Origin of the sequence: Verrucomicrobium sp. GAS474 (assembly GCF_900105685.1) — a bacterium.
GTDB lineage: Bacteria > Verrucomicrobiota > Verrucomicrobiia > Methylacidiphilales > GAS474 > GAS474.
In genome coordinates, this window is sequence record NZ_LT629781.1 from 2,738,803 (window position 1) to 2,754,531 (window position 15,729).

The following is a 15,729-nucleotide window of genomic DNA, read 5'->3' on the forward strand; positions in this document are numbered from 1 at the left end:
GGGGTGGGAATCAAGGCTGGGCGGGAGCGGGCGCCGGGGCCGGAGGCGCGTCCTTGTGGGGACGGAGCGGGCTGATGGTCAGGATGATGCCGTCGCCGGTGCTGTTCTGCTCGATGAGGAGGAGGACGGTGTAGTTGCCGGGGACGCCTTTCGGCTTGGCGCGGAAGCCGTAGGGGAGGACGCGCTCCCCGACGGGGTTGTTGAAGGAACGGCTCGGGTCTTTCGACCAGCCGATCGGCTCGTAATCGAGGGTCCGCTTGACGTAGTCGAGGAGGGCGGGGTCGTTCTTGAAGAAGGGCTCGGCGTCCTCGAGGAAGGCGACGCTGGTCCCGGCGGCGTGGACGGTGAGGGGGAGGGCGACGCCCAGGAGTCCCAGCAGAGTCAGGGGAAGAATCCGAAGGAGGGGAACGTTCATGGGGATAGGATCGACTGGCGCGGAGGGTTTGTCCACTCCGCGCCAGGGCGATGGCAGCGAATTACCGCTTGATGATCTGGCGGAGGACGTAGGGGAGGATGCCGCCGTGCTGGAAGTAATCGACCTCGATGGCGGTGTCGATCCGGCAGATGACGGGGACGACGTCGACCTTGCCGCTGGCGCGGGTGATCTCGAGGGTGAGCTTCTGGCGGGGCTTCACGTCGTTGCTGAGGCCCTTGATGGAGTAGACCTCGGTGCCGTCGAGGCCGAGGGTCTTCGCGTTGGTCCCTTCCTCGAAGTTGAGGGGAAGGACGCCCATGCCGACGAGGTTCGAGCGGTGGATGCGCTCGAAGCTCTCGGTGATGACGGCCTTGACGCCGAGGAGGCGGGTTCCCTTCGCCGCCCAGTCGCGGGAGCTGCCGGTGCCGTATTCCTGCCCCGCGATGATGACGAGGGGGGTGCCGGCGGCCTGGTATTTGATCGAGGCGTCGTAGATGGCGAGGGTCTCGCCGTCGGGCTGGTGCTTCGTGACGCCGCCTTCGGTGCCGGGGACCATGAGGTTCTTGATCCGGACGTTGGCGAAGGTGCCGCGGGTCATGACGCGGTCGTTGCCGCGGCGGGCGCCGTAGCTGTTGAAGTCTTCCTGGGCGACGCCGTTGTCGAGGAGGTATTTCCCGGCGGGGGAGCTCTTCTTGATGTTGCCGGCGGGGGAGATGTGGTCGGTGGTCACCGAGTCGCCGAAGATGCCGAGAGGGCGGGCGCCGATGATGTCGGTGATCGTCCCGGCTTCGAGGCCGAAGTCGGTGAAGAAGGGGGGCTCCTGGATGTAGGTGCTCTTCTCGTTCCAGGCGTAGGTCTCGCCGATGCTGCCGGGGATCTCGTTCCAGGCGGGGTTCTGCGAGGCGAAGTCCTTGTAGAGGGAGCGGAACGACTCGGGATGGATCGAGCTCTGCATGAGGTCCCGGATCTCGCCGAGGGTCGGCCAGAGGTCCTTCAGGAAGACGGGCTGGCCGTCCTTGCCGGTCCCGATCGGATCGGTGTCCATGTTGATGTCGACGCGGCCCGCCAGCGCGAAGGCGACGACGAGGGGGGGCGACATGAGGAAGTTCGCGCGGATGTTCTGGTGGACGCGGGCCTCGAAGTTCCGGTTCCCGGAGAGGACCGAGGCGGCGACGAGGTCGTTCTTCACGATCGAATCCTCGATGGCGGGGTCGAGCGGGCCGGAGTTGCCGATGCAGGTGGTGCAGCCGTAACCGACGGTCTGGAAGCCGAGCTGGTCGAGGTAGGGGGTGAGGCCCGCCTTGTTGAAGTAGTCGGTGACGATGCGGGAGCCGGGGGCGAGGGAGGTCTTCACCGCGGGATTGACGGTGAGGCCCTTCTCGACGGCTTTCTTCGCCAGGAGGCCCGCCGCGATCATGACGGAGGGGTTGCTGGTGTTCGTGCAGCTGGTGATGGCGGCGATGAGGACGCTGCCGTTGCCGACCTTCGCGTCCTTGCCGTTGAAGTTGACGTCGGCGCGGAAGGCGAGGTCCTCGGCCTTCTTGCCGAAGCCGTTTTCGGGGACGGGCTTCGAGAAGGAGGTGGTGAAGGTCTCCTTCAGCTTCGGGAGGGAGATGCGGTCCTGCGGGCGCTTCGGCCCGGCGACGCTCGGGGAGACGTCGGCGAGGTTCAGCTCCAGGTCGGAGGTGTAGACGATGCCGTCGGCCTTCGTCGGGATGCCGAAGAGGCCCTGGGCCTTGTAGTAGTCCTCGAAGAGCTTCACCTGCTCGTCGGTGCGGCCGGTGGCGCGGAGGTAGTTGACCGACTCGGCGTCGATGGGGAAGTAGCCCATCGTCGCGCCGTATTCGGGGGCCATGTTGGCGATGGTGGCGCGGTCGGTGAGGGGGAGGGAGACGGCACCGGGGCCGTAGAACTCGACGAACTTCCCGACGACCTTGAACTTGCGGAGCATCTCGGTGACGTGGAGGGCGAGGTCGGTCGCGGTGACGCCTTCGCGGAGCGCGCCGGTCATGTGGACGCCGACGACCTCGGGGGTGAGGAAGTAGACGGGCTGGCCGAGCATGCCCGCCTCGGCCTCGATGCCGCCGACGCCCCAGCCGACGATGCCGATGCCGTTGATCATCGTGGTGTGGGAATCGGTGCCGACGAGGGTGTCGGGATAGAGGAGGGTCTCGTTGCCCGGGCCCTTGCCGGTGAAGACGCCCTTGGCGAGGTATTCAAGGTTCACCTGGTGGACGATGCCGATGCCGGGGGGGACGACCTTGAAGGTCTCGAAGGCCTGCTGGCCCCACTTCAGGAACTCGTAGCGTTCGCGGTTGCGGATGAACTCGATCTGGAGGTTCTGGGTGAAGGAGGTGGCAGTCCCGGCGTAGTCGACCTGGACGGAGTGGTCGACGACGAGGTCGACGGGGACGAGGGGCTCGATGAGCTTCGGCTCGCGCTTCAGCTTCGCGACGGCGGTGCGCATCGCGGCGAGGTCGACGAGGAGGGGGACGCCGGTGAAGTCCTGGAGGACGACGCGGGCGACGACGAAGGGGATTTCCTCCAGCACGGGGGACTTCGCGTTCCAGTTCGAGAGGACGCGGACGTCATTCTCGCTGACGCGCTTCCCGTCGAAGTTGCGGAGGACCGATTCGAGGACGATGCGGATGCTGACGGGGAGCTTGCTGACAGGAGCGACGCCGGCCTTTTCGAGCGCCGGGAGGGAGTAGTAATGGCCCGTGCCGCCGGAGGGAAGGGGAAGGGTCTTGAGGGTCTCGAACAGGTTGTGGAGGGAGCTCATGTCGTATTGTTTTTAAGCGGTTGGGCGGTGAAAATGCGGTAAGGTTGCAGTTTACTGAGAGAACGGTTTTTTTGGCAATCCCCGATTGCTTTCGATTGCCTTTTGTTACGATTCGGCGTACGGTGCGCATTCGGTTATGAGCCGTGTTCCACACGACGGTTCCAAAGGCGGCCGACAGGCCGCTGCCGCTCACCTCGTCCTTTTTTCCAGTCCCGAATCGGGGTTGAAATCTCGGGCGATTTTTTTTGGTTCCGTTGGCACGGTTCAGGCTTCTATCGAAATTGAAAGGAGATCGTTCCAAGCATGAAAACATCAGTCCTGCTCAGTGAGTCGAGTCCCAAGTCGAAGAACCCCCTCCGCGGTGTGGAGGGACGCAGTGAAAAGCCCCAGCAGCACCGCTACGAGCGGCGCAAAGTCCGCCAGTTCCTCCGCGAAACCGATTGGTTGAGCGAGGCCGGGGCCTAGCCCCCTCTTCCCAAAAACTCTCCAAGATCCCGCCGCCCGCCGGGCGGAGACGATCTGGCCGCCGGGGTTCCACCTGAATCCCCGGCAGCCATGTCTCCCCTGCGGCGCCGCCCGCCCTGCCTCCGAGGAGCTCTCCCGGTTGAGAGTCTCCCCGGCGGAGGACTGAGCCCCACGCGACGGAGCGTATCGATTGCGCCCGACGGGAGGTGAGGATCGAGAGGGTTCGCGAAGTGGTTGGGAGTGCCCTTCGGGACGGGGTACATGTCCCTGTCCAGGTGGATGTAATCCGCGCGTGAAGGAGCTTCACCGCTCTCTTCCCGCTTCCCTCAAGGCCCGCTGCTATAAATCCCCGCGATCTGCGTCGTCTCGCCATCGCGGGTAATCGTCATCTGGATGACGCGGTTCGGCGCATCGGCCTGGGTCGCGCTGATCGTGCTCCCGGCGGGGGTCCCCCCGTCGGAAGGAAGGTCTCTCCGTTCGACGGCGTAGCTCCCGACCGCCTTCAATTTATCCTCATAGAACTTCGCCACGTCGTTCGTCGCCTGGGACGTGGTGAGGAGGAAGGAGCCTCCCGTCGTGCCGCCTTCGCCCGTGGGGACGTGCATGGCGAGCTTGCTCCCCTCCGGCTTCGGGAACCAATCGGGGAGGAGGGGAATCGGCGTGGCGGCGGGAGCGGCGGAGTCGGCGGGCGCTTCAGCCGGAGGCGCGGTGGGGACGGCAGGGACCGTTGCCGGATCGGCGGCGGGTGTCGCGGGCGTCGGCGTCGATGCGGTCGTTGAATCGGTCGTCCCCTGCGGTTGGAGGAGCTTGGCAAGGGAGGCCGAATCGCCGCCGCCTTGGGCGAGCTGGCGGAGGGCGGCGAGGTCGAGGACGGTGCTTTGGCCGCTCGCCTTGTCGGTCAGCTTGAAGGTGCCGGGCTTGCCGGGAATGGGCTCCAGGACGAGGTTGGGGTCCATCTTGGAGAGGGCATTGGCGAGCGGCTGGTAGGCGATGGAGGAGAGCCGGTCCGAGAGGGAGGCGGCGGGGGTGCCGCCCTGTCTATCGAGGAACGGAAGGAAGAAGTCCCGGGGACGCCCGCCGAGGCCGAAGAACAGGGCGACCACGACCCCGATGACGAGGAGCCAGATGACGCAGGCGGCCGCGAAGAATTTGAAGAAGGGATTGCTCTTCGTGGCGGTCATGAGAGGGGGGCTCCGGTCCGGGGTGAGACTTGGCGATAGGCGGTCCCGAGGAGGACCATGCCGAGGGCGCTCGCCGGGATGACGCCGACGAGGAGGCAGAGAATGCCGAGGAAGCAGAGCCCGCAGACGATGAGGACGAGGAGGAACCAGGTGAGGAGCCGGGGCTTCACGAGGGCATACGATTCCCCGAGGGCGGCGAAGGGAGGCAGGCCGCGGTCGACGACGAGGGGGAACCAGAGGCCGAAGAGGGCGACGATCAGGAGGCCGGGGATGAAGAGAAGGAGGCTGAACGCCCCGGCGGTGAAGATGAAGGCGAGGTTGGCGAGGCCGCCCTTGAACCAGAACCGGCTTTGGCTGAGCAGCTGGCCGACGGAGACGGCCTCCCCGTCGATGGCGGCCAGGACGACCTTCCAGAGGCCGAGGAGGAGGAAGGCCTGGATGAACTGGAAGAGGAAGAAGCCGAGGACGGGAATGAGGTTCAGCAGCGAGGCGACGAGGCCGGCGATCATGAAGACGATGACGGCGAGGCAGAGGGGGACGAGGTTCTGCTGGAACCGCTCCAGGGCCTTCGGGAAGACGGTGCCGATGGAGAGGGGGCTTTCGGAACTCGGGAAGGCCGCTCTCGGCTCTGGGGTATCGTCGGGTGACCGTTGTTCCATGACGGGGGCCGATTCTTCCCGCGAGGCGCGTCGAACGCCAGACTTTAATTTGGTTTTCGGGGCTGAACGCCGAACTTGTCTAATTCGACGCCAGCCTCTACGGTTTTCCCTCCCATGACGTCCGCCCAGCTTCGCGATAGTTTCCTCGAATTCTTCCGGGAAAAGGAACACTCCATCGTTGCCTCCTCCAGCCTCCTTCCCGATTCGCCGAACCTGCTGTTCACGAACGCGGGGATGAACCAGTTCGTCCCGATCTTCCTCGGGAAGGCGAACTGTCCCTACACGCCGCCCCGGGCCGCCGACACGCAGAAGTGCATCCGCGCGGGCGGGAAGCACAACGATCTCGAGGACGTCGGCCTCGACACGTACCATCACACGTTCTTCGAGATGCTCGGGAACTGGTCGTTCGGCGAATACTTCAAGGCCGAGGCGATCGCCTGGGCGTGGGAGCTCCTCGTCGGCCGCTGGCACCTCCCGGCGAACCGGATCTACGCCACGGTCTACAAGCCGCAGGACGGCGATCCGGCCGAGTTCGACAAGCTCTCCTACGACCTCTGGAGCGCGATCTTCTCCCAGCACGGCCTCGATCCCCTGGTCCACATCGTCTACGGGAACAAGAAGGACAATTTCTGGATGATGGGCGAGACCGGCCCCTGCGGTCCCTGCTCCGAGATCCACGTCGACCTCACCCCGGCGGGGAACACCGCCGGCTCCCTCGTGAACAAGGGCGACTCCCGCTGCATCGAGATCTGGAACCTCGTCTTCATCCAATACAACGCGAATCCCGACGGCACCTTCATCCCGCTCCCGGCGAAGCACGTCGACACCGGCATGGGCTTCGAGCGGATCGCCTCGGTGATCCAGTGCACGAACGGCTTCAAGACGTTCGACCCGAAGAAGATCTCGAACTACGAGACCGACGTCTTCCGCCCCTACTTCTCCGAGATCGAGAAGCGGTCGGGCAAGCGTTACGGCTCGACCCTGCCCGCCGCCGGGTCGACGGGCGACACCGAGGCGGAGAAGATCGACGTCGCCTTCCGCGTCATCGCCGACCACCTCCGCACGCTGACCTTCGCCATCGGCGACGGCATCGCGCCGAGCAACGAGGGGCGCGGCTACGTCCTCCGCCGCATCCTCCGCCGGGCCGTCCGCTACGGGCGGGTCCTCGGCTTCCACAAGCCGTTCCTCCATGAGCTCGTCCCCGTCGTGGCGCAGACGATGGGCGGCGTCTTCTCCTCCGTCGATCGGGAGCAGGAGGCGATCGCCCGGACGATCCGCGCCGAGGAGGAGAGCTTCTCCAAGACCCTCGACCGCGGCCTCCTCCTCTTCGACGAGATCGTCTCGACGGCGGCGAACTCGCCCGAAAAGGCGATCTCCGGCGCCGACGCCTTCAAGCTCTACGACACCTACGGCTTCCCCCTCGACCTTACCCAGCTCATGGCCCGGGAACGGGGCCTCGGTCTCGACGAGGCGGGCTTCGAGGCGCTGATGGCGGAGCAGCGGTCCCGCTCCCAGGCGGCGCAGAAGCGGGAAATCATCTCGGTCGAGGCGGCGGGCCTCGACCTCCCCCCGACCGCCTTCCTCGGCTACGACACGCTCGAGACGGTGGCGAAGGTCCTCCACGTCGACGGTGCCGCCGTCGTCGTCGACCAGTCCCCGTTCTACGCCGAGATGGGCGGCCAGGTCGGCGACGCGGGCGAGCTCTATCTCGGGGACCGTCCCGTCGCCGTCGAGGGGACGACGAAGATCGGGGAGGGGATCTTCCTCCACAAACTCGCCCTCGGCGATGCGGCGCAGCCTGTCGAGGGCCTTGAGGTGGGGACGTCGGTCGGCCTTCGGGTCGATCCCGTCCGCCGCTACCGGATCAGCGCCCACCACTCGGCGACCCACCTCCTCCACTGGGCCCTCCGCGAGGTCCTGGGCGACGGCGTTGCGCAGAAGGGCTCCCTCGTCACGCCCGACCGCTTCCGCTTCGACTTCTCCCATCCGCAGCCCGTCACCGACGAGCAGCTCATGGAGATCCAGCGCAAGATCGTCGAGAAGGTCGAGGCCGACGCCGCGATCCTCACCGAGGAGCGTCCCTACGCCGAGGTGAAGGGCGACCCCTCGATCCTCCAGTTCTTCAGCGACAAGTACGGCGAGACGGTCCGCGTCGTCTCGATCGGCGATTACTCGAAGGAGTTGTGCGGCGGGACCCACGTCCAATCGACCTCCCAGATCGGCTTCGTGAAGGTGATCATGGAGAGCGGCATCGCCGCCGGGGTCCGTCGGATCGAGGCCGTCGCGGGCTGGGCGCTGACCGACCACGTCCGCCACGAGCTCCCGAAGCAGGACGAGCGGTGGCAGGCCCTCCGCCTGAAGAAGGCCGACATCGAGCCCCTCGCCGAATACGTCGAGGAGGAGGTCCCCCGCGCCAACTGGCACCAGCTCCTCAACCGCCAGCAGCAGCTCGCGATCCTCGACCGCGAGGTCCGGCAGTGGGAGAAGGAAGCGGCGGCGAACTTCACCGCCCGCCTCCAGTCCGAGGCCGCCGAGACGGCCCAGGCCCTGCTCCAGAAGGTGACGGAACGGAACGCGGTCCAGACGATCATCGAGGATTGCGGCGAGCGCCATCCCGATTTCCTCGTCCACCTCGTCGACGCGCTGAAGAAGGATTGGCAGGGCGTCGCCGTCCTCGCCTCGCAGAGCCAGGGCCGGGTGACGCTGGCCGTCTCCGTGGCCGATGCGCTGAAGGGAGCTCTCAACGCCTCCTCCATTCTCCAGGAAATCGCCCCGATCGTGAACGGCAAGGGGGGCGGCAAGCCCGGCTTCGCCCGCGGCTCCGGCGAAAATCCGGAGAAGATCCCCCAGGCCCTCCAGCGGGCCGCCCAGCTGTTCTAGGCCGGACTCCCTGCGCACCGCCAACGCCCCTCATTCCCATGCCCGTTTCCCGGAAAAAGACCGCAGCGAAGACGATCAGGAAGCCTGTCCCTTCCAAGCCGAAGAAAGCCAAGGCGATGGCGAAGGCCGGGGAGGGCTGCTGCGACTCGATCCCCGCGATCCTCGCCGATCTCCGCAAGGGGAAGATGGTGATCGTGACCGACGACGCCTCCCGGGAGAATGAGGGGGACCTCGTCCTCGCCGCCTCGAAGGCGACGACGGCCTCGGTCAACTTCATGATCCGCCACGCGCGGGGCCTCGTCTGCGCGCCGATCACCCCGGAGCGCGCCACCCAGCTCGGCCTCCCCCGGATGGTCCTCGACAACCGGGAGAGCCTGCGGACCGACTTCACCGTCTCCGTCGACGCCGCCAAGGGGGTGACCACCGGGATCAGCGCCGCCGACCGGGCCCGGGCGATCCGGATCCTTTCCGACGCGAAGGCGAACCCACTCGATCTCGTCCAGCCGGGCCACGTCTTCCCGCTCCAGGCGAAGCCGGGCGGCGTCCTCCAGCGGGCGGGCCATACCGAGGCCTCGGTCGACCTCGTCCGGATGGCCGGCCTCGATCCCTCCGCCGTGATCTGCGAGATCATGAACGAGGACGGGACGATGGCCCGCCTCCCCCAGCTCCTGAAGTTCAAGAAGAAGCACGGGCTGAAGATCTGCTCGATCCGCTCCCTCATCGAGTACCGCCGCCGGAGCGAGCGCCTCATCGAATTCGTCGAGAAGATCAAGCTGCCGACCGAATACGGCGACTTCGACCTCTACCTCTACCGCTCCGTCGTCGACGGGCAGAACCACATGGCCCTCGTCCGGGGCGAGATCACGGGCCGCGAGCCGGTCCTCGTCCGCGTCCATAGCGAGTGCCTGACCGGCGACGTCCTGGGGTCCTGCCGCTGCGATTGCGGCCCGCAGCTCCACGACGCGCTGCGGCGGATCGACAAGGAAGGGCGTGGCGTCCTCCTCTACATGCGCCAGGAAGGGCGCGGTATCGGCCTCGCGGCGAAGATCCACGCCTACAAGCTGCAGGAGCAGGGTCTCGACACCGTCCAGGCGAACCTGAAGCTCGGCTACGGCAGCGACCTCCGGGAGTACGGCCTCGGCGCGCAGATCCTCTTCGAGCTCGGCATCCGGCAGCTCCGCCTCATGACGAACAATCCGAAGAAGATCGTCGGCCTCGCCGGGTACGGCCTCGAGGTTGTCGAGCAGGTCCCGATCCGCGTTGTCCCGAATCCGCACAACAAGCGGTACCTCGAGACGAAGCGGGTGAAGATGGGCCATATCCTCTAGCGGCGCTCCTTTCGTCCCTTGGACGAAGCGGGTAGGTATTATTCACCAACCTCTTCCGGGGAGAGAGCTTTACCTTTGGATGTAAAACCCTTAGCAAATAAGCACCTTTCCATTATGGGCGAATCCTCCTCTCCTGCCGGTCCCTATCGCTACGCGGCGGTCGTCAGCACCTATCATCAGGAGTATTGCGACGCGATGCTCGTCTCGGCCCAGCGCGAGTTGCGCGAGCACGAGATCGACGTCGTCCGCGTTCCCGGCGCGTTCGAGATTCCGATCGCCGTGCAGCGGTTGGCCCGGACGGGGGCCTACGACGGCATCCTCGCCTTCGGCGTCGTCTGGACGGGGAAGACCTTCCATGCCACCGAGATCCTCCGCGCCTGCACCGATGCGCTGATGCGGATCGTCCTCGATTACAATATCCCGGTCTTCCACGAGATCCTCTCCGTCGACAACGAGAAGGATGTCCGCGCCCGGACCTCGGGACGGCTGAACCGGGGCCTGGAGGCGGCGCGGGCCGCCATCGCCCTTTCGACCTCCCTGAGCGAGGCCGGCCTCCACGTGCCGCGCCGCTCCCGGACCCAGGCGGAAGATTAGGCGGACGTAAATCGCAGGGATGCTTATGGGACGGTTCTTGTCGTCGATGCTTGTGCTACTAACGATCTCGTCTCTTGCGTGGGCGATGGACGATGCGGCTTTGGGCATCCCCTTTCCCCCGGAAATCCTGAAGCTTCTCGAAAGCCATCCTGTTCTGACGGGGCGGCAGGCGACCGAGCGCGCGCCGGTTCCCTTGACCGAAGAGCAGCGAAGCGCGTTGCTTGCCCTTTTCCTCGATCGTGGAAATTGGTATCACGGGCTGTTCAGCGTGGTATGCACCGCGCCGCCTTTTTACTTCGTTGTCCGGGTGGGAAACGATTTTGCGCGAATCCATGTGAACGACTGCGGCGTGGTATCGGTCTTCCTCAACGGAGAATCGCCGCCCCGTTCTGCGATGTTGAATGAGACGGGGAAGGCGAAATACGATCAGTGGCTGAAGGGAACCGGCTTGAGGGATACGAGGCGGTGAGTGTTTGGACGGAAGGGGAGGTCCAAACGCCATCTTGTCTAATCGGGGAACAGGCCCTAGCCTGATCCCCTATGTCTCTTCGCCGTCTTGGCCGCGAGTGCGCGGTTCAGTTTCTCTACCAGCATCATGTCGACGCGGGGACGTCCCTGAACAAGGCCCTGGAGCTTTTCTGGCCCCTGCGCGAGATCGAGGGGCCGACCCGTGAATTCGCCGACGCCCTCATCCGGGGCGTCTTCGAGCACCTCGCGGCGATCGACGAGAAGATCAAGGCCTATGCCGACAACTGGGACTTCGAGCGCATCGCCACCGTCGACCTCGCCATCCTCCGCCTCGCCGTCTACGAATTGCTCTACCGCGACGACATCCCCCCCGTCGTCTCGATCAACGAAGGGATCGAGATCGCGAAACGCTTCAGCTCCGAGGAATCGGGCCGCTTCGTGAACGGGATCCTCGACCGGGTTCGGAAGGATCTCCTCCGTCCCGCCCGGCACGCCGCAGGGGGTTCCTGATGGCCGGTTTCTGGCGTCGTCTGGCGGAGAAGATCAATCCCGCCGCGTCGGCTCCGGTCGCGGCCCTCGGCGATTTCTTCGCCCGTTTCACCGGCGAGAAGATCGACTGGGAGGAGACCTTCATCGAGGCCGACCTCGGCTACGCCCTGGCCGACCAATGGCAGCGCGGCCTTGAAAAGGAGGGGATCGCCCGGGACCTGCCCGCGGCGCGGGAATGGCTCGCCCTCCGCATGCGGGAACTCGTCGTCCCGCCGCCTTCCTTTCCCGCCGTCGCCCACAAGCCGGAGACGATCCTCCTCGTCGGCGTCAACGGCGGCGGCAAGACCACCACGGCGGCGAAGCTGGCCCATCGCGCCCTCGGGGAGGGGAGGACGGTCCTCTTCGGCGCGGCCGACACCTTCCGCGCGGCGGCGGTCGATCAGCTCCAGGTCTGGGGGGAGCGCCTCGGCGTCCCCGTCATCTCGGCCCCGCCGGGGACCGATCCGGCCAGCGTCGCCTACCGGGCGCACGAGTCGGCGATCCTCCACGGGAGCGATCTCCTGATCGTCGACACCGCCGGACGCCTTCCGAACAAGAGCAACCTGATGCTCGAGATCGGGAAAGTGAAGCGGATCCTCCAGAAGCGCGATGCGGCGGCCCCCCATCATGCGTGGCTGGTCGCCGACGGCACCTCGGGGAACAGCGTCCTGACCCAGGCCCGGGAATTCCACGAGGCCGTCGGCCTCACCGGGATGATCCTGACGAAGTACGATTCCTCCGCGAAGGGCGGGATGATTGCGGCGGTCCGCGCCGAACTCGGCATTCCCACCCTCTTCATCGGCAAGGGGGAAAGCCCGGACGATCTCGTCCCCTTCGATCCCGAAGCCTATGTCCGCGACTTTTTCGGAGAATGACCGCCGCTGCATGAGCCGGGCGCTGGCGCTGGCCCGGACGCGGCTGGGGCGGACGAGCCCCAATCCCGCCGTCGGGGCCGTGCTCTGGAAGAAGGGGAAGGTGATCGGCGAGGGCCGCCACCTCCGGGCCGGAAGGCCCCATGCCGAGGTCGAGGCCGTCCGCGACGCCCGCCGCCGGGGCCATTCCTCGAAGGGGGCGACCCTCTACGTGACGCTGGAGCCGTGCTCCACCTGCGGCCGGACCCCGGCCTGCACCGATCTCATCCGGCGGGAGGAGATCGCCCGCGTCGTCGTCGCCGCGAAGGACCCGAATCCCCATCACGCCGGGGCCGGGTTCCGCATCCTGAAGAAGGCTGGGATCGAGGTCGCCCACGGCCTGTTCGCGAAGGAAAGCGCGGCGCTGAACCGCGCCTTCAACAAATGGATCGTGACCGGCCTCCCCTGGGTGACGGCGAAGATCGCCCTCTCCCTCGACGGCGGCATCGCCCCGAGGGAAGGGGACGACCGGTGGCTGACCTCGGCGGCGGCGCGGCGGCAGGCCCACCGGCTCCGGCTGGAGGCCGATGCCGTCGTCGTCGGCGGCACGACCGCCCGGCGGGACAATCCCCGGCTCACCGTCCGGCTGGGCCGCGAGGGGGCGGGGAAGACGCAGCCGTGGCGGATCGTCTGGAGCAAGGGAGGCCGCCCGTTCGATCGCTCTCTCCATCTCTTCTCCGACGTCCATCGGGACCGGACCCGCGTGGTGCGGGGCGGGACGCTGGCGGCGTTGCTCGCCGGGCTGGGGGGCGAGGGGGTGACCCATGTCCTGATCGAGGGAGGGGGCGGGGTGCTCGGCGAGGCGTTCCGCGAAGGGGTCGTCGACGAGGCGGCTTTTTTCCTCGCCCCCGTGATGCTCGGGCGGGGGACCGAGGTCCCGGCCTTGGCCCCGGCTCTCTTGCTTCCGACGGGGAGGCTCGACGTGGCGCTGGAAGACGCTATTTTTACGAAACTTGGACCCGACCTGCTGTGTCAGGCTAGGGTAATCACCAGATAAGGGCATGTTCACCGGAATCATTGAAACGCGGGGAAGCGTCGTCTCCCGCACCGAGAGCGCCGAGGGGGTCCGCTTCGTCATCGTCTCCGATCTTCCGTTCGAGAACGTCGCCCTCGGGGAGAGCATCGCCGTGAACGGATGCTGCCTCACCGTCGTCGCCTTCGACGGCCTCTCCCTTTCCTTCGACCTTCTCCAGGAAACCGTGGCGCGGACCAACCTGAAGTCCCTCGCCCCCGGCGCCTCCGTCAACCTCGAGCGGGCGATGCGGGCCGACGCCCGCCTCGGCGGCCACTTCGTCACCGGCCACATCGACGGCACCGCCCCGATCCTCCGTTGGGAGGACTCCGGGAAGGGCGATTACCTCCTCGAAATCGGCCTCCGCCCCGGCGACGACGCCTACCTCATCCCGAAGGGGTCGATCTGCATCGACGGCATCAGCCTCACCGTCGGCGAGGTCACGAAGACCCGTTTCACCGTCTGGATCATCCCCCACACCCGGCAGGTCACGAACCTGATGTCGCGCCGTCCGGGCGAGGAGGTGAACCTCGAATTCGACATGCTGGCGAAGTATGTCGTGAAGCTGATCGAGGCGAAGACCGCTCAGATCGCCGCTGCCCCCGCCTCCTAGTTTGAACTCGCCATGAACCCCGCCTTTTGTCGAAATAACATGATTATGAATTCCCGCAAAGTCCTGACCGGGGCCGCTGCCCTCGCCCTCGGCACCCTCTTCCTCTCCGGCTGCGGCTCCGACCAGAACGTCCGTTATGTCGATCCCAACGCGCAGGGCGCGGTGGCCTCGACCGGGATCGAATCCCAGGATATCAACGCGGCGGCGCTCCAGGCCGCCCAGTCGATCATCAACGTCCCGGAGATCGCCCACGCGCTGACCCCGCCCGTCATCATCATCACCCCCGTCCTCAACAAATCGAGCAGCCCGATCGACACCTCGCTCTACACCAGCATCCTCCGGGACACGCTGCTGAACAACACGGGGGGCAAGGTGAAGTTCCTCGACCGGACGAACGCGGCCTTCAACGAGAAGGAGCAGCAGATGGCCGACGCCGGATCGGTTCAGCAGAACGGCGACCGCAACGCCCTCTCCTACGACTACATCCTGACGGCCGAACTCCAGGGCATCGGCATGGCCTCGACCCAGGGGCAGAGCGACTACTTCCGCATCTCCTTCAAGCTGATCTCACGCAAGACCGACCTCCTGATCTGGTCGAATCCCTACCAGATCAAGAAGGAAGGCAAAGAAAGTGCCGTCTATCGCTAAAGCCCCGTCCCCGGTCGGGCCCGCGTTTGCGTTTGCGGCGGCCCTCGGGTTGCTCCTGCTCCTCTCCCTCGGCGGGTGCGCCGGGGGCGGCTCCGCCGCCGAGGGGCAGGTCCTCGCCGCGGCCACCGCGCGGGCCGATGCCGACGGGGTGCCCCAGCCGCTGCGCGCCCGCTACATCGACCTCCTCTCCTCGGGGGAAAAGGATTACGTCGTCAACGCGATGCGCCTCGGCCTCGACGCCGTCCGCATCGGGGAGCACGCCTTCGCGGCGCGGGTCTTCGACTCGGCGATCCGCCGGGAGCAGTCGCTCCAGGCCGGGAGCGAGCAGGCGGAGCGGGCGCAGAGCAAGTTCGTCGGCGACGAGGAAAAGTGGTTCAAGGGCGAGCCTTACGAGCGCGCCTCCCTCTATCTCTATCGCGGCCTCCTCTATCTGGAGACGGGCGACGTGGGGAACGCCGCCGCCTGCGCGAAGCGGGTCCAAATCGAGGACCTTTCCAGCAAGGAAGAGAGCCAGGGCGATTGGTACAGCGGCGAGTGGCTCCTCGCCCTGGCCTCCCTCCTCCAGGCCGATCCCGGGACGGCGAAGGACGCCCTGGCCCGGGCTGCCAATTTCTTCAGCAAACAGGGGCCGGTCCCCCCGCCCGACCCCCAGTGGAACGTCATCGTCATCGCCGAGGCCGGGGACGCCCCGATCAAGATGCGCCAGGGCGAGTACGGGGACGAGCTCGCGATCCGCGAGGGGAGCTGCCGGACGATCCGCGTCACGGTCTCGACCGGGGAGGGGAATCCCCCGCCGCTGTCGATCGGCACCTTCGCCGCCGAGAGCCTCTACCACCAGGCCTCGACGCGCGGGGACCGGAAGGTCGACCACATCCTCGCCGGGAAGGCCGTCTTCAAGAACGCGACGAACACCGCCGGGGACGCCGCCATCGTCGCGGGCGCGGCGACGGCGATGACGAGCCGCAGCGACACGCAGAGCCTTGCCGGTCTCGGCCTCGTCGTCGGCGGCATCATCACGAAGGTCGTCTCCTCCGCGACCCATCCGGAGGCCGATATCCGGGCCTGGGACAACCTGCCCCACTCCCTCTTCCTGACCGGGTTGAAGGTGCCGGTGGGGGAGATCTCCAAGATCAAGATCGAGGGCCGCGACGGCACCGACGCCGTCATCTCGACGGCGCTGAAGGAGGTCAATCTTGGCGACGGCACCCAAAAGCGTTATATTTGGGTCAAGCTGCCTTGATTTCC

The 15,729-nt window shown here is 66.5% G+C and carries 15 protein-coding genes; 11 read left to right on the forward strand and 4 right to left on the reverse strand.

Annotated elements, in window-relative coordinates; translation table 11 throughout:
• Window positions 1-10: 10 nt before the first annotated feature.
• Window positions 11-415: a hypothetical protein gene (locus BLU04_RS11480; protein WP_093286050.1), complete on the reverse strand. Its 405-nt coding sequence runs from the start codon at window positions 413-415 to the stop codon at window positions 11-13.
• A 61-nt stretch (window positions 416-476) separates the two neighbouring features.
• Window positions 477-3,197, reverse strand: a complete 2,721-nt coding sequence (gene acnA / locus BLU04_RS11485; RefSeq protein WP_093286052.1) for an aconitate hydratase AcnA — start codon at window positions 3,195-3,197, stop codon at window positions 477-479.
• A 303-nt stretch (window positions 3,198-3,500) separates the two neighbouring features.
• Between acnA and BLU04_RS16565 the strand changes: the two genes are divergently transcribed.
• Window positions 3,501-3,662, forward strand: coding sequence for a hypothetical protein (locus tag BLU04_RS16565; protein WP_157895310.1), 162 nt, complete (start codon window positions 3,501-3,503; stop codon window positions 3,660-3,662).
• A gap of 326 nt (window positions 3,663-3,988) precedes the next feature.
• On the opposite strand, the gene BLU04_RS11490 is transcribed toward BLU04_RS16565, so the two are convergent.
• Window positions 3,989-4,843, reverse strand: coding sequence for a hypothetical protein (locus tag BLU04_RS11490; RefSeq protein ID WP_093286055.1), 855 nt, complete (start codon window positions 4,841-4,843; stop codon window positions 3,989-3,991).
• The gene (locus tag BLU04_RS11495) at window positions 4,840-5,502 is read right to left on the reverse strand and encodes a hypothetical protein (RefSeq protein ID WP_093286057.1); all 663 of its coding nucleotides are present in this window, start codon (window positions 5,500-5,502) and stop codon (window positions 4,840-4,842) included. Before BLU04_RS11495 ends, BLU04_RS11490 begins: the two co-directional genes overlap by 4 nt.
• Window positions 5,503-5,616: 114 nt before the next feature.
• Here BLU04_RS11495 and alaS point away from each other — a divergent pair, with 114 nt between their 5' ends.
• The 10 genes from alaS (at window position 5,617) to BLU04_RS11545 (ending at window position 15,724) form a co-directional block, all read left to right on the forward strand.
• Window positions 5,617-8,382, forward strand: a complete 2,766-nt coding sequence (gene alaS / locus BLU04_RS11500; protein WP_093286060.1) for an alanine--tRNA ligase — start codon at window positions 5,617-5,619, stop codon at window positions 8,380-8,382.
• 116 nt (window positions 8,383-8,498) lie between these two features.
• Window positions 8,499-9,710, forward strand: a complete 1,212-nt coding sequence (locus tag BLU04_RS11505) for a bifunctional 3,4-dihydroxy-2-butanone-4-phosphate synthase/GTP cyclohydrolase II (protein ID WP_093288633.1) — start codon at window positions 8,499-8,501, stop codon at window positions 9,708-9,710.
• 114 nt (window positions 9,711-9,824) lie between these two features.
• Entirely contained in the window at window positions 9,825-10,304 is a 480-nt protein-coding gene (locus BLU04_RS11510; protein WP_093286063.1) for a 6,7-dimethyl-8-ribityllumazine synthase, read from the forward strand.
• Window positions 10,305-10,329: 25 nt separating this feature from the next.
• Window positions 10,330-10,773, forward strand: coding sequence for a hypothetical protein (locus tag BLU04_RS11515; protein WP_157895311.1), 444 nt, complete (start codon window positions 10,330-10,332; stop codon window positions 10,771-10,773).
• A 71-nt stretch (window positions 10,774-10,844) separates the two neighbouring features.
• Window positions 10,845-11,282, forward strand: a complete 438-nt coding sequence (gene nusB / locus BLU04_RS11520; protein WP_093286068.1) for a transcription antitermination factor NusB — start codon at window positions 10,845-10,847, stop codon at window positions 11,280-11,282.
• Window positions 11,282-12,175: a signal recognition particle-docking protein FtsY gene (gene ftsY, locus BLU04_RS11525; protein WP_093286071.1), complete on the forward strand. Its 894-nt coding sequence runs from the start codon at window positions 11,282-11,284 to the stop codon at window positions 12,173-12,175. The genes nusB and ftsY overlap by 1 nt, the downstream gene beginning before the upstream one ends.
• Complete coding sequence (gene ribD / locus BLU04_RS11530; protein WP_093286074.1) at window positions 12,150-13,208, forward strand: bifunctional diaminohydroxyphosphoribosylaminopyrimidine deaminase/5-amino-6-(5-phosphoribosylamino)uracil reductase RibD; 1,059 nt, start codon at window positions 12,150-12,152, stop codon at window positions 13,206-13,208. Before ftsY ends, ribD begins: the two co-directional genes overlap by 26 nt.
• A gap of 4 nt (window positions 13,209-13,212) precedes the next feature.
• On the forward strand, window positions 13,213-13,836 hold the full coding sequence (locus BLU04_RS11535; RefSeq protein WP_093286076.1) for a riboflavin synthase: 624 nt from the start codon (window positions 13,213-13,215) through the stop codon (window positions 13,834-13,836).
• Window positions 13,837-13,881: 45 nt separating this feature from the next.
• Window positions 13,882-14,484, forward strand: a complete 603-nt coding sequence (locus BLU04_RS11540; protein WP_157895312.1) for a hypothetical protein — start codon at window positions 13,882-13,884, stop codon at window positions 14,482-14,484.
• A 49-nt stretch (window positions 14,485-14,533) separates the two neighbouring features.
• On the forward strand, window positions 14,534-15,724 hold the full coding sequence (locus BLU04_RS11545) for a hypothetical protein (protein WP_093286081.1): 1,191 nt from the start codon (window positions 14,534-14,536) through the stop codon (window positions 15,722-15,724).
• Window positions 15,725-15,729: the final 5 nt, after the last annotated feature.